Source organism: Imbroritus primus (assembly GCF_964332355.1).
GTDB lineage: Bacteria > Pseudomonadota > Gammaproteobacteria > Burkholderiales > Burkholderiaceae > Imbroritus > Imbroritus primus.
Map to the genome: position 1 here is coordinate 1,368,876 of NZ_OZ201293.1, position 14,165 is coordinate 1,383,040.

General features: G+C 62.5%; 8 protein-coding genes. 3 read left to right on the forward strand and 5 right to left on the reverse strand.

What is annotated here, in order from left to right; all coding sequences use genetic code 11:
* Positions 1-96: 96 nt before the first annotated feature.
* The 3 genes from folD to ACQ3C8_RS06340 all read right to left on the reverse strand — a co-directional run bounded on the left by folD (position 97) and on the right by ACQ3C8_RS06340 (position 4,415).
* A complete protein-coding gene (folD, locus tag ACQ3C8_RS06330; protein WP_009522502.1) occupies positions 97-948 on the reverse strand; it encodes a bifunctional methylenetetrahydrofolate dehydrogenase/methenyltetrahydrofolate cyclohydrolase FolD in 852 nt (283 codons plus the stop codon).
* Positions 949-1,209: 261 nt separating this feature from the next.
* The gene (locus ACQ3C8_RS06335; RefSeq protein ID WP_009522503.1) at positions 1,210-1,842 is read right to left on the reverse strand and encodes a response regulator transcription factor; all 633 of its coding nucleotides are present in this window, start codon (positions 1,840-1,842) and stop codon (positions 1,210-1,212) included.
* Positions 1,843-1,862: 20 nt separating this feature from the next.
* Complete coding sequence (locus ACQ3C8_RS06340) at positions 1,863-4,415, reverse strand: PAS domain S-box protein (protein WP_009522504.1); 2,553 nt, start codon at positions 4,413-4,415, stop codon at positions 1,863-1,865.
* 631 nt (positions 4,416-5,046) lie between these two features.
* Between ACQ3C8_RS06340 and aceE the strand changes: the two genes are divergently transcribed.
* From aceE to lpdA, 3 genes are read left to right on the forward strand one after another with little or no spacing between them, the layout of a single operon-like run.
* A complete protein-coding gene (aceE, locus tag ACQ3C8_RS06345) occupies positions 5,047-7,737 on the forward strand; it encodes a pyruvate dehydrogenase (acetyl-transferring), homodimeric type (RefSeq protein ID WP_428852861.1) in 2,691 nt (896 codons plus the stop codon).
* 32 nt (positions 7,738-7,769) lie between these two features.
* Entirely contained in the window at positions 7,770-9,473 is a 1,704-nt protein-coding gene (aceF, locus tag ACQ3C8_RS06350) for a dihydrolipoyllysine-residue acetyltransferase (protein WP_428852862.1), read from the forward strand.
* Between the two features lie 25 nt (positions 9,474-9,498).
* Positions 9,499-11,292: a dihydrolipoyl dehydrogenase gene (lpdA, locus tag ACQ3C8_RS06355; protein WP_428852863.1), complete on the forward strand. Its 1,794-nt coding sequence runs from the start codon at positions 9,499-9,501 to the stop codon at positions 11,290-11,292.
* Positions 11,293-11,605: 313 nt separating this feature from the next.
* Here the strand turns inward: lpdA and ACQ3C8_RS06360 are convergent, their stop codons facing one another.
* Positions 11,606-12,358 carry a TerC family protein gene (locus ACQ3C8_RS06360; RefSeq protein WP_428852864.1) on the reverse strand — a complete coding sequence of 251 codons (753 nt, stop codon included), beginning with the start codon at positions 12,356-12,358 and terminating at the stop codon, positions 11,606-11,608.
* Between the two features lie 946 nt (positions 12,359-13,304).
* Positions 13,305-13,874: a phasin family protein gene (locus tag ACQ3C8_RS06365; protein ID WP_009522510.1), complete on the reverse strand. Its 570-nt coding sequence runs from the start codon at positions 13,872-13,874 to the stop codon at positions 13,305-13,307.
* Positions 13,875-14,165: the final 291 nt, after the last annotated feature.

Consider the following 14,165-nt stretch of genomic DNA (forward strand, 5'->3'; position numbering starts at 1 on the left):
CCGTCAGGGGTAGAACAGTTCAGACACATAGCAGATAGGGGCGGTTCATGCGATTCCAACCCCGCTGCGGATGTGCTCCGGCATGCACGGGTATGCTCAGGCGGCTGCGCGTTCTGCCGATTCCAGCGTGTTGATCAGCAGCATGGTGATGGTCATCGGACCCACGCCGCCCGGCACGGGGGTGATCCAGCCGGCCACTTCCCGCACGCCGGCAAAGTCGACGTCGCCACACAGCTTGCCCTCGTCGTTGCGGTTCATGCCGACATCGATGACCACGGCGCCGGGCTTGACCATGTCCGCGGTAATCAGGTTGCGCTTGCCCACAGCCGCCACGATGATGTCCGCCTCGCGCGTGTGCGCTGCGAGATCGCGGGTCTTGCTGTTGCAGATCGTGACCGTGGCTCCTGCCTGCAGCAGCATCATGGCCATCGGCTTGCCGACGATGTTCGATGCGCCTGCCACCACGGCTACGGCGCCACGCAATGGCATGTCGATGGATTCCAGCATTTTCATGCAGCCATAGGGCGTGCAGGGACGGAACAGCGGCGCGCCGGTCATCAGTGCGCCGGCATTGGCGACATGAAAGCCGTCCACGTCCTTTGCGGGTGCGATGGCCTCGAGCACTTTGTGGCTGTCGATATGCTTGGGCAGCGGCAGTTGTACGAGGATGCCGTGAATCTTGGGGTCGGCGTTGAGTTCGGCGATGCGTTCCAGCAGGCCGGCTTCGGTCAGGTCGGCGGGATAACGGTCGAACACCGAGTAGAAGCCATTTTCCTCGCATGCCTTGATCTTGTTGCGCACATAGACCTGGCTGGCCGGGTCTTCGCCGACCAGGATGACAGCCAGGCCGGGCTGGTGGCCTTTGGCGGTCAGGGCTGCGGCGCGTGCGGCGGCCTCGGTGCGGAGTTTCTTGGCAAGGGCGTTACCGTCGATCAGTTGGGCGGGCATGTGGGATACCGAAAGAAGTGTCTGGAAAGGGGCTGCGGGCTTCGATGGTCGCTCAGGGAGCCCGGATTCCCGCACATTATAAAGCGCCGCGCCGTGGCGGCAGAAATGCGGCGCATGGCCGGGCAGGACATCGCTCGGCTGATGTGGCGCAGAGAAGGGGGCGTGGGCGCGTTGGGGGGCAGAGAGGCAGGTGGGCTTGGGTCTGGCACCGGACGAGCTGGGCGCTGCCAGGCCCGCAGTGTCCCTGGCAGCGTTGCCGGATCAGGACTGCGGCTTGGACAGCGCCAGGCGCAGCAGGTCGGCCACCGTGCTGACGTTGAGCTTTTCCATGATATTGGCGCGATGGGCTTCCACGGTCTTGATGGATATGCCCAGGTCATCGGCGATCTGCTTGTTCAGGCGGCCGGCGACGATGCGTTCGAGCACCTGCTGCTCACGCGTGGTGAGGCGTGAGAGCAGATCCTGGGCGGCTTTCTGTTCACTGGCGGCGGAGAAGTCGGCCCGGGCTTTGTCCAGCATCCGTTCCACGAGTGTGCGCAGCTCGCTTTCATCGAACGGCTTCTCGATGAAATCGATGGCGCCCTTCTTCATGGTCGACACCGCGAGCGGCACGTCGCCATGGCCGGTCACGAAGACGATGGGCAGCGCCTTGCCTTCGGCGACCAGCCGGTCCTGCAGTTCCGGTCCGCTCATGCCGTGCATGCGCACGTCGAGGATCAGGCACGCGACCTGGGCGGTATCGTAGGCGGCCAGGAACTGTTCGGCGCTGTCGAAACAGCGGACCTGGTAGCCGTTGCCTTCGAGGAGCCAGGTCAGCGAGTCGCGCACGGCTTCGTCGTCGTCGACGACAAAGACGGTTTCGGCGCGGCTGGCGGTGGTGGACGAGGCAGTCATGTCTAACTCCGGTTGTCGATTTACTGATCGTGCAGCACGGGTGTGAGCGGCAGCATGATTTTAAACGTACATCCGACGCCGTCGGCATTGTTTTCGACCCACAGGCGTCCCTGGTGCGATTCGATGATCGAGCGGCAGATGTTCAGGCCCATGCCCATGCCATCGGATTTGGTGCTGAAAAATGGCTCGAACAGACGCTCCTTGGTGGCTTCGTCCACGCCCGGGCCCTGGTCGATGACGTCGATCATGACCACGCGGCCCAGCTCGGAATCGGCCTCCTGGGCGTGCAGGCGGACCACGCCGGTCGCCCGGAAGCCCTGCAGCATGCCCATGGCTTCGACGGCGTTCTTGAGCAGGTTCACGAGCACCTGTTCGATCAGTACCGGGTCGACGAAGAGGATCGTATTGCCTGCCGGCAGGCGCGTGACCAGCGTCACCTTGCGCCGCGAAGCTTCGATTTCGGCCAGGCCAACCGCATCCTCGACGATGTCCCGCAGTATCGTCTCGCGTCGCTGCGGCTGGCTACGCTTCACGAAGCCACGGATGCGCTGGATGATGGTACCCGCGCGCACGGCCTGGGTGGCGGTTTTCTCCAGCACCGGAATCAGGTCCTCGGGCGAACTGCGGCCCGAGCGCAACCGTGCCACCGCACCCATGCAGTAGTTGCTGATGGCGGCCAGCGGCTGGTTGAGTTCGTGCGCCAGCGAGGAAGCCATTTCGCCCATCGTGGTGAGGCGGCTGGTGAACTGCAGGCGCTCCTCATGCTGGCGTGCCATGTCCTCGGCCATGCGCCGGCTGGTGATGTCGGTGGCGATCTGCATCTGCGCGAGATGGCCATCCACCCACTGGATGTAGCGGCGGCGCACTTCGAACCACTTCTGCATATCCGGCATATAGACCTCGCGCGCATCGGTGCTGAAGGTCGTCAGTTCCGAGGCGGGCAGGCCGGCGAAGGCGTCTACGTAATCGGTGACGTCGCCGGTATTCTGCTCCGGATCAGTATCCTCGAGCGCCAGGTGGCCTTCCGCGCCATTGCCGAACAGCTGTTGGTAGTAACGGTTGGCAAACAGCAGTTCGCCGGTGACCGGGGCGACCACCGACACTGCGGAGTCGAGACTTTCCAGCACGGTGGTGAAGCGCTCGTGCGCGGCGGCCAGTTCTTCCCGGGCCCGCTTGGGCTCGGTGATGTCGGTCATCGAACTCATCCAGCCGGTATGCACGCCGCGGCCATCGACCAGGGGCGAGACGTACATGCGGGCATAGAAACTCGTGCCGTTGCGGCGCATCACGCGCATCTCGTAGCCGGTCGGCGGCGCCTTGCCCGCCAAGGTGTCGTCGATGCGCTGCTGCATCTCGGCGTCGCGGTTCGGTGGCCAGTACGGGAACGGCGGGGAACGGCCGACCAGCTCGGCTTCGGACCAGCCCGTCATCCGGCAGAACGCGGGATTCACATAGGTGATGCGGCCGCTGAGATCGAGCGCGCGCAGGCCGATCAGCATGGAGTTTTCCATAGCGCGCCGGAACGATGTTTCCTCAAGCAGCGCGCGCTGTGCTTCGGCCCGCTGCCGGGTGTGCCGCCAGACAGACCACAGGCTCCACAGCACGAAGCACGACAGCCCGCCCACCAGCCAGGCCATCATGGTGTTCGGCAGGTTCGAGCGCGGTGGATAGGCATCTGCGCGTAGCGACAACGAGTGCCCTGGGGGATCGAGCAGCACCTCGTAGCTCAGCGACGGGTTCGGCGCCGGCCGGCGCGAGGTGCTGGCGCGCAGGATATTGTTCTTGTCGATCAGCGAGAACTTGTAGCGCTCGGTCAGTTCGGCCGGCATCAGATGCGTCAGGATGCCGTTGATGGAATACACCGCGCTCAGCGTGCCGAGAAAGTCGTTGTCGCGCACGATCGGGACCAGCAGCAGCATGAAGCTTTCGCCGCGGGCATTGAGCAGCGGCCGCGAGTAGACCACGCGTTGCGTCTCGCGTGCGGTTTCGAACGTCACCGCGATGTCGGGATCGACCGGCTCATCAGGCGTCTCGCGCATGCGCGAGGCGAACTCCGAGGTGGAGGGCAGGGCCCAGCGCGTGCGGCGTCCCGCGTCGAGCCAGTTGATGAAAACGATCTCGGGGTGTTCGCGCAAGATTTCCTGTGCGGTGACGCGGTAGGCGTTCTGGTCCAGTTGCGCGGCGGCAATGTCGCGCGCCAGCGAGGCCAGCTGATCCTGGTTGCTGAGCAGGCTCAGGCGGACCTTCTGCTGGGCCCACGCTGCATCGCGGTACAGCGAGTCGCGTTGCTGCTGGATTTCTGTCTGGTGCAGTGTCCACAGGATGAGTGCCATGCTGCAGGCAAACAGCACCATGGCGACCACCGGTACGAGGATGTACCAGCCAGATCGCCAGCTGCGCCACCAGCGCAGGCGCCAAAGTCCCTTCGGGCGGCGGGTGGATGTGGCGGCATACTCCCCCGCCAGTTCGGCCGCGGCCGCATCGAGTTTTTCCGATGGCAATTGGGGGTCGCGCGGATGGAGGGGCGCGGAAGCTGAGCGGAAGCGTTGACGCAGGCGCTGGAATAACGGCATGGATGACAGAGGGTTAAGACCCGCAGTGTACCGGCATTCAGGGCCCGCGTCGCTGAGGGAAAGCGCCTAGGGGATCGGCCGGGCGGGTCGAAGACCGGATTGGCCTCGTCACAGATCCGTGATGTTGCCGCGATGGGTGGCACCGGCTTGGTGGTGCCGGTACTGCGATGGTGGAGCGGGTTTGGGGAAAGTTCGGGCGGATGGCTTGTCCAACCGCATACTGGTATGTCTGGTGCTGTCCTGATGCACTGTCCGGAGCGACAGGCGGGACATTGGCCCGGAGGGTGCCGAGCACACTTGTGGCGTTCTCCGCCGGACGGCTTGGATGCGTCGCGGCACGCGCATTGTGCTGTCTGTGCTCAAACGGGTATCCGTAAAAATGTTGCGAATATCGCCGAACAGCACATATTGCACTGCAACTAACTCATATTGCGATGCCGCATTATTTCACATTATAAGAAACTATACCGTAATTTGAAAAATTGACTTGTCTTGCCTGCTAGCCCCCCATAGAATCGGCTCATCCGGGAAAGTCCTCCAGGGGACGCGTGCGGCCCTATCAGGACCGCCCTCCGAACCAGTGCCTGGGTTTCCCGAACACGCAAAAATGCCATAAGCATAGGAGACAGATATGTCCGCCGTACCCGAACAGGTTCTCGGTAGTTCAGTTGCCAGCAATGACGCCGATCCGCAGGAAACCCAGGAGTGGCTGGAAGCGCTGGAAAGCGTGATCGGGATAGAAGGCAGCGACCGCGCCGCCTATCTGATCGACCGCCAGATCGAATTTGCCCGCGTGAATGGCGTGACCCAGCCGTTCCATGCGGAAACGCCTTATATCAATACCATCCCTGTCGAGCAGCAGGCCCGCATTCCGGGCGACCAGGATATCGAGCACCGCATCCGCTCGTACACGCGCTGGAATGCCATGGCGATGGTGCTGCGTGCCAACAAGCACACCAACGTGGGCGGCCATATCGCCTCGTTCGCCTCGGGGGCCACGCTGTATGACGTCGGTTACAACCATTTCTGGCATGCCCCTTCGGAAAAGCACGGCGGCGACCTGATCTTTGTGCAGGGCCATTCTGCGCCGGGCACGTATTCGCGCGCCTTCCTGCTGGGCCGCCTGAGCGAGAACCAACTCGACAATTTCCGCCAGGAAGTGGACGGCAACGGTATTTCCTCGTACCCGCACCCGTGGCTGATGCCCGATTTCTGGCAGTTCCCGACTGTATCGATGGGCCTTGGCCCGATCATGGCGATCTACCAGGCGCGCTTCATGCGCTACCTGCATTCCCGCGGACTGGTCACCACCGAAGGTCGCAAGGTCTGGGCGTTCCTGGGTGACGGCGAGACTGACGAGCCGGAGTCGCTCGGCGCGATTGGCATGGCTGGCCGTGAAAAACTCGACAACCTCGTGTTTGTCATCAACTGCAACCTGCAGCGCCTGGATGGACCGGTGCGTGGCAACGGGAAGATCATCCAGGAACTGGAATCCGAATTCCGCGGTGCGGGCTGGAATGTCATCAAGGTCATCTGGGGCAGCCGCTGGGATTCGCTGCTGGCGCGCGACACCAAGGGCCTGCTGATGAAGCGCATGATGGAATGCGTGGACGGCGAATACCAGACCTTCAAGGCCAAGGGCGGCGCATACGTGCGCGAGCATTTCTTCAATACGCCGGAGCTGAAGGCCATGGTGGCCGACTGGTCCGACGAGGACATCAACAACCTGAACCGTGGCGGGCACGATCCGCACAAGATCTACGCTGCTTTCCACGCGGCCACGCAGCACAAGGGCCAGCCGACGTTGATTCTCGCCAAGACCATCAAGGGCTATGGCATGGGCGAATCAGGCGAGGCCATGAACATCACCCACCAGCAGAAGAAAATGCCGGTGGATGCCATCCGCAAGTTCCGCGACCGCTGGAACCTGCCGGTGCCGGACGACAAGCTCGAGGAAGTACCGTACCTCAAGTTCGAGGAAGGCTCGAAGGAACTCGAGTACATGCGCGCCCGCCGCATGGAGCTGGGCGGTTACCTGCCGGTGCGTCGCCAGAAGGCCGAGCCGCTTGCCGTGCCCCCGCTGTCCGCGTTCGATGCGCTGCTCAAGGCGACCGGCGAAGGCCGCGAGATCTCCACGACGATGGCATTCGTGCGCGTGCTGAATATCCTGTTGAAGGACAAGTCCATCAACAAGCACATCGTGCCTATCGTGCCGGACGAGTCGCGTACCTTCGGCATGGAAGGGTTGTTCCGCCAGATCGGTATCTGGAATCAGCAGGGCCAGAAATACATTCCTGAAGACCATGACCAGCTCATGTTCTACAAGGAATCGCAGACGGGCCAGGTGCTGCAGGAAGGCATCAACGAGGCCGGTGCGATGTGTGACTGGATCGCCGCGGCTACCTCATACTCCACGCATGGCGTGCAGATGGTGCCGTTCTACATCTTCTATTCGATGTTCGGCTTCCAGCGTATCGGTGACCTGTGCTGGGCGGCCGCCGACATGCGTTCGCGCGGCTTCCTGCTGGGCGGTACCGCTGGCCGCACCACGCTGAACGGCGAAGGCCTGCAGCATGAGGATGGGCATTCGCACATCTGGTCGGCCGCCATCCCCAACTGTATCTCCTACGATCCGACGTTTGCCTACGAACTCGCCGTAGTAATCCAGGACGGCATGCGCCGCATGTATGCCGAGCAGGAGGATGTGTACTACTACCTGACGGTGATGAACGAGAACTACGAGCATCCGGCCATGCCGGAAGGTGTGGAGCAGGACATCATCAAGGGCATGTACGCGTTTCGCAAGGGCGCTGCCAAGGGCAAGGCGCCGCGCGTGCAGTTGCTCGGTTCCGGCACGATCTTCAACGAGGTTATCGCCGCTGCCGAACTGCTCAAGCAGGACTGGGGCGTCGAAGCCGACCTGTGGAGCTGCCCGAGCTTTACCGAACTGGCGCGCGATGGCCACGACGTGGCGCGCTGGAACATGCTCCATCCGCTCGAGAAGCCGCGTGAATCGCATGTGGAGCAGTGCCTGAAGGATGCCAAGGGGCCGGTCATCGCCGCCACCGACTATGTGCGCGCCTTTGCCGACCAGATCCGTCCATTCGTGCCGGGCCGCTACACCGTGCTAGGCACCGACGGGTTTGGCCGTTCCGATACGCGCGAGAAACTGCGTCATTTCTTCGAGGTCGATCGTCGCTGGGTCACCGTCGCCGCGCTCAAGTCGCTCGCCGATGAGGGCACGCTGCCGCGCGAGAAGGTCGCCGAGGCCATCACCAAGTATGGCCTGGATCCGAACAAACCGAACCCGATGAGCGTTTAAGCCCCGGTGGCCAGCTCAGGAGACATCGAATAATGAGTCAAACAATCGAAATCAAGGTACCGGACATCGGTGACTACGATGCGGTACCGGTCATCGACGTGCATGTGAAGCCGGGCGATACCGTGGCAGCCGAGGATTCGCTGATCACGCTCGAATCCGACAAGGCGACGATGGATGTACCGTCGCCTGCAGCCGGCGTGGTCAAGGAGGTCAAGGTCAAGGTGGGCGACCAGCTGGCCGAAGGGGCGCTGATCCTGTTGCTGGAACAGTCGGGCGCGGAAGCGGCCCCGCAGGCGGCAGCGAGCGCACCGGCTGCGCCTGCTCCGGCGAACAATGCGCCGGCAGCCGCACCTGCTGCTGCACCGGCTGCCCAGCCAGCGCAAGCTGCCGCAGCTGCACCGGCCGCCGCGGGTGGCACCGTGGAGGTCAAGGTACCGGACATTGGCGACTATGACGGGGTGCCCGTCATTGAAATTCACGTCAAGGTTGGCGACACGGTCGCCGCCGAGGATTCGCTGATCACGCTCGAGTCCGACAAGGCGACCATGGATGTACCGTCGCCGTCCGCTGGCATTGTCAAGGATATTCGCGTCAAGGTCGGTGATCAGGTTGGCGAAGGTGCCGTCATTCTGCTGCTGGAAGGCACAGGCGGCACAGCTGTTGCGCAGCCGGCTGCTACCCCGGCGGCTGCTACCCCGGTGGCTGCGCCCGCCCCGGCTGCTTCGGCTCCCGCGCCAGCGGCTGCACCTGTATCCGCTCAGCCTGCCCAGGCTGCCGCCTCCGCTTCGGCAAGCCAGGGTGTCACCGGCAAGGCTGCCCATGCCAGTCCTTCGGTGCGCAAGTTTGCCCGGGAGCTTGGCGTTGATGTCCACCATGTGCCGGGTACCGGTCCCAAGGGCCGCATCACGCAGCAGGACGTGCAGCTGTTCATCAAGAACGTCATGACCGGCCAGCAGGCCAATCCGGCGCGCGGCGGCGCGGCGGCTGCGACCGGTGGTGGCGAGCTTGGGCTGATCCCCTGGCCGAAGATCGACTTCACCAAGTTTGGCGAGATCGAGTCGGTGCCGCAGTCGCGCATCAAGAAGATTTCCGCGCAGAACCTGCATCGCAACTGGGTCATGATCCCGCACGTCACCAACAATGACGAAGCGGACATCACCGAACTGGAAGCCTTCCGTGTGCAATTGAACAAGGAATTCGAGAAGTCGGGCACCAAGGTCACCATGCTGGCTTTCATGATCAAGGCCACGGTCGCGGCGCTGAAGAAATTCCCGAATTTCAATGCCTCCCTCGATGGCGACAACCTGGTGATGAAAAAGTACTTCAACATCGGGTTTGCGGCTGATACCCCGAATGGCCTCGTCGTGCCGGTCATCAAGAATGCCGACAAGAAGGGCGTGATCGAGATCGCCCAGGAAATGGGCGAACTGGCCAAGCTGGCGCGGGACGGCAAGCTCAAGTCCGACCAGATGCAGGGCGGCTGCTTCTCGATTTCGTCGCTCGGCGGTATTGGCGGGACCACGTTCACGCCGATCATCAATGCACCGGAAGTGGCCATCCTCGGCGTGTGCCGCTCGGTCATGAAACCTGTCTGGAATGGCGAGGCGTTCGAGCCGCGCCTGATGCTGCCGCTGTCGCTGTCGTATGACCACCGCGTCATCGATGGCGCCGATGCAGCCCGCTTCAACGCATTCTTTGCCGGCATCCTGGCGGACTTCCGCCGCGTGCTGCTGTGACGCTGCCGACAGGAGACAGAAACAGATGAGCCAGATTGAAGTCAAGGTGCCGGATATCGGCGAATCGGGTGATGTCGATGTGATCGAGGTCCTGGTCAAGCCGGGCGATACAATCGAACTCGAGCAGTCGCTGATCGTGCTGGAATCCGACAAGGCCAGCATGGACGTGCCCTCGTCGGCGGCCGGCAAGGTGGTCGACGTCAAGGTGAAGGTCGGCGACAAGGTCAATACCGGCAGCCTGATCCTGACGGTCGAAGCACAGGCCGCCACGGCAGCCGCACCGGCTGCTCCGCAGCCAGCCGCTGCGCCAGCGGCGCCCGTTGCGAGTGCAGCGCCTGCCGCGCCCGTGGCCGTGCCCGCTGCAGCACAACACAGCGGTTCGGCTGACATCACCTGCGATATGCTGGTGCTGGGTGCTGGCCCCGGTGGATACTCCGCCGCGTTCCGCAGCGCCGACCTTGGCATGAGCACGGTCATCGTGGAGAGATACGCGACGCTTGGCGGTGTATGCCTCAACGTCGGATGCATCCCGTCCAAGGCGCTGCTGCATACCGCAGCCGTGGTCGACGAGGCCAAGGCGATGGCGGCGCATGGCGTGTCGTTTGGCGAACCGGTGATCGATCTCGACAAGCTGCGCGGCTACAAGGAACAAGTCATCGGCAAGCTTACCGGCGGTCTTGCCGGCATGGCGAAGATGCGCAAGGTGCAGGTGGTGCGTGGCGTTGGCACTTTCCTCGATCCGCATCATCTCGAAGTGGAGTTGACGGATGGCGAGGCGCAGGCGCGCACCGGCAAGAAAACCGTGATCCGCTTCGAGAAGGCGATCATCGCGGCCGGCAGCCAGGCCGTGAAGCTGCCGTTCATTCCGGAAGATCCGCGCATCGTCGATTCAACCGGTGCCCTCGAGCTACGCGAGATCCCGAAGAACATGCTGGTGATCGGAGGCGGCATCATCGGTCTCGAGATGGCCACGGTCTACAGCACGCTCGGCACGCGCATCGATGTAGTGGAGATGCTGGACGGTCTGATGCAGGGCGCGGACCGCGATCTCGTCAAGGTCTGGGAAAAGGTCAACAAGCCGCGTTTCGACAAGGTCATGCTGAAGACCCGTACCGTCGGCGTGGAAGCGCGCAAGGATGGCGTCTACGTCAGCTTCGAAGGGGAGCAGGCACCATCGGAGCCGCAGCGCTATGACATGGTGCTGGTGGCCGTTGGCCGCAGCCCGAACGGCAAGAAGATCGGTGCGGACAAGGCCGGTGTAGCCGTGACCGACCGCGGTTTCATCGAAGTCGACAAGCAGCAGCGCACCAACGTGCCGCATATTTTCGCCATCGGCGATATCGTCGGACAACCCATGCTCGCCCACAAGGCGGTGCATGAGGGCCACGTGGCGGCCGAAGCGGCACATGGCGAAAAAGCCTACTTCGATGCCAAGCAGATTCCGTCGGTGGCCTATACCGATCCCGAGGTGGCCTGGGCAGGCCTGACGGAAGAGCAGTGCAAGGCGCAGGGCATCAAGTACGGCAAGGGCGTTTTCCCATGGGCAGCCTCGGGACGTGCCATTGCCAACGGCCGCGACGAAGGCTTCACCAAGCTGCTGTTCGACGAAGAGACGCATCGCATCATCGGTGGCGGCATCGTCGGCACGCATGCCGGTGACCTGATCGGGGAAGTGTGCCTCGCCATCGAGATGGGCGCAGACGCCGTGGACATCGGCAAGACCATCCATCCGCACCCAACCCTGGGCGAATCGGTAGGCATGGCCGCGGAGATCTACGAGGGCGTATGTACCGACGTGCCGCCGGCCCGCAAGAAATGATCGCGGCGAGGGCGTAAGAAAAAAGCACAGGGCGGTTGTCCATCCGAGCACGTCCTGGCTCATGCACAGCCATGGGCGGATTGATCGACGACCGGTAACCGAGGTAACCGGTATCCGGTGCGGCAGTACAGGAACAGGCGGCGTGATGCCGCCTGCTTTTGCTTATAAAATGCAATTAACCGCCAGGCTGTACAATACCCCAAGTGTGCTGAAGCTTGCAGTCAGAGGGGATATCTGTGGATGTGACGTCCTGCGCGTATCCACCGTGTTGCGAGACATGCCTGCCCCAGGTGGATACGCGCGTTCTTCAACGTCAGGCACTGCCGGCAGCTTTCTTCTTGCGTTGCGCCCGGCGCGCCAGCATGTTGAGACCTTCGATGGTGGCCGAGAACGCCATGGCTGCGTAGATGTAGCCCTTGGGCACGTGGGCGCCAAAGCCTTCGGCCAGCAATGTCATGCCGATCATCAGCAAAAAGCCCAGTGCCAGCATCACGATGGTCGGATTGCGCTCGATGAAATTGGCCAATGGCGTCGCGGCTAGCAACATGACGGTAACCGCCACGATCACGGCGGCAAACATGATCGGGATATGTTCCGTCATGCCCACGGCGGTGATGATGCTATCGATGGAAAAGACGATGTCGAGCAGCAGGATCTGCCCGATGGCGGCGGAAAAGGCCAGCGCGGCCTGCGGGCTCCCGAACATGTCGCCTTCAGGTGGCGGGTCGACGTGATGATGGATCTCGCGCGTGGCTTTCCAGACCAGGAAAGCGCCACCGGCGATCAGGATCAGGTCGCGCCACGAGAAATCCTGGCCGAAGGCTGTGAAGAGCGGCGTCGTGAGCTGGACGATGAACGCGACAGTGCCCAGCAAGGCCAGCCGCAGCACCAGCGCCCCGCTGATGCCGATCCGCCGGGCCCGGGCGCGCTGTGCTTCGGGCAGCTTGTTGGTGAGAATGGAGATGAAAATCAGGTTGTCGATGCCAAGGATGACTTCCATGGCAATGAGGGTAGCGAGGGCCGCCCATGCAGCGGGGTCGACCAGCAGGTGTGACAGGTTTTCCATGCGCGCTCCCGGACTGAGCCGTCGTGTCCCGCGATTGGGACGGGCCGTTCATCCTAGCAAGGGAGGTGCTTACCCGCCAAGGTTTGCGTCAAAAGTGTTGAGTCTGGCGCGGCCCGATTGCTGCCGCGCTTGCTGTCAGAGTGTGGGACGCGCTAGACGCAATGGCAGCCTCAGAATCCGTTGCAGCCAACGCGTGGCCCGCATGCATGCCGCGCCCGCCAATCCGGCGCCAGCGAGTCCGGCGAGCCAATGGCCCTGACTGAGCAGGTAGGCGCCTGCCATGACCATGGGGAGACACATCAGGCATGGCAGGATCAGCATGCAACGCGCCTCGAAACGAGGCAGTCTGATCAGTTGGCGCAGCACGTGATAGCGAAGCGGGCGTAAGTGCAGGTTGAGCCTTGTGTGCGCACTGCGCAAGACCCGGCCAGCCGCCGCGGCAGCACGACGCATGAGGGGTGGGCGCGAGACGGTCATGATGGGTGTCGGAGATGGTTGGCTCAGGCCGGTCAACGCAGCCAATCCGGCAACTGGCTGCTGAGGAGCCCAACGATTGGGGCGACACAATTTTCCACGCCTTTGGCCTGATGGATAGCGTGAATATGAAAAGCTTGCACGAAGCGCGAAGTGACGTTTGCAAGAAAATGTGCCTTGGCTGAGGGCCATGTTGAAAAAGCCAAAAGCCACGCAGGAAATCATTGCATGTCCTGGTGCAGGGCATCCATGCGGCGCGTCGCGAAGGGCGACAGAGCGCCGTCGCTCTCGACTTGATCAACCGCTAGGGTGTGGTGGGGCGGTGCGAGGGAAGAGGGCAGCCGAACAGGCGACACGTAGAGAATGCTTGCTTGCGGTGATCTTGCCGATCAGGCTGGTGACCAGGTGAAAAGAAAAACGGCGCCAACCCGAAGGGGATGGCGCCGTTTTCAGGGAGGCGGTTGCCTGTGCGTCAGGCAGCGGCCTTCTTGGCGGACGTGCGGGCTTGCGCAGTGGCTTGCTGTGCAGCCTTGGCAGCAACGTTGGTGGCTGCGTGGAAATTGCTTTCGGCGATTTCGACAGCCTGCTTCGTGGCCTTTTGCACCGAGTCATACGCATTGTTGGCTGCGGAGATGGCCGACTTTGCGAGGGCGACGGCGCTTTCCGAGCCAGCCGGTGCATTGCGGGCGATGTTGTCGACGAGCGACTGCACGCGCTGGCTGCTTTCGGCGATCTGCGATTCAGCGACCTTGTTGAATTCCGAACCGGTGTCCGAGGCGATCTCGTACAGGTGACGGGTATAGGCCAGGGCTTTTTCGGCGACCGGCTGGATCAGGGCGGCCTGGACGGCCATGAGCTCCTGGGCATCCTTCACGGACAGGACCTTCTTGGCGGTATCGACGTTTTCCGCAAAGCTGGCCTTGACCACTTGCAGATTCAGTTCGACGAGCTTCTCGACGCTTTCGAAGGCCTTGGTGGTGAGGCCGAACAGGGTTTCGAGGTTGGCTTTGTTGGCAGCGGCGATTTGTTCCGGCGTCAGCATTGCAGTCTCCAGTATCATCGGGGTACGACGGTTGAACGGTGGATGCCCTCAAACGCTACATGGCCTCGATGTCGAAAGTGTGACGGCGGGCTCCGGGCACGGAGCGAAACATCGTTTTGATGCGTCGCAACAATTCCTATTCTATTGACCGCACGTTCGATGTCAAGCGATTTTTGTGCGTTGCACAAAAAATTCAAGTCAGATTTAAGCAATGCGAAATGACCAGAGGGAAATCGTGTTGCAGCGGCCACTTTTTGATCGTGCTTTGTTCTCGCATGTGCTGCGTACGCC

Excerpts from the sequence above, each read along its gene's own strand:
- ACQ3C8_RS06365 (WP_009522510.1), bottom strand. The coding sequence starts at position 13,874 with ATGCTGACGCCGGAACAAATCGCCGCTGCCAACAAAGCCAACCTCGAA.
- aceE (WP_428852861.1), top strand. The coding sequence starts at position 5,047 with ATGTCCGCCGTACCCGAACAGGTTCTCGGTAGTTCAGTTGCCAGCAAT.
- ACQ3C8_RS06360 (WP_428852864.1), bottom strand. The coding sequence starts at position 12,358 with ATGGAAAACCTGTCACACCTGCTGGTCGACCCCGCTGCATGGGCGGCC.
- lpdA (WP_428852863.1), top strand. The coding sequence starts at position 9,499 with ATGAGCCAGATTGAAGTCAAGGTGCCGGATATCGGCGAATCGGGTGAT.
- folD (WP_009522502.1), bottom strand. The coding sequence starts at position 948 with ATGCCCGCCCAACTGATCGACGGTAACGCCCTTGCCAAGAAACTCCGC.
- aceF (WP_428852862.1), top strand. The coding sequence starts at position 7,770 with ATGAGTCAAACAATCGAAATCAAGGTACCGGACATCGGTGACTACGAT.
- ACQ3C8_RS06335 (WP_009522503.1), bottom strand. The coding sequence starts at position 1,842 with ATGACTGCCTCGTCCACCACCGCCAGCCGCGCCGAAACCGTCTTTGTC.
- ACQ3C8_RS06340 (WP_009522504.1), bottom strand. The coding sequence starts at position 4,415 with ATGCCGTTATTCCAGCGCCTGCGTCAACGCTTCCGCTCAGCTTCCGCG.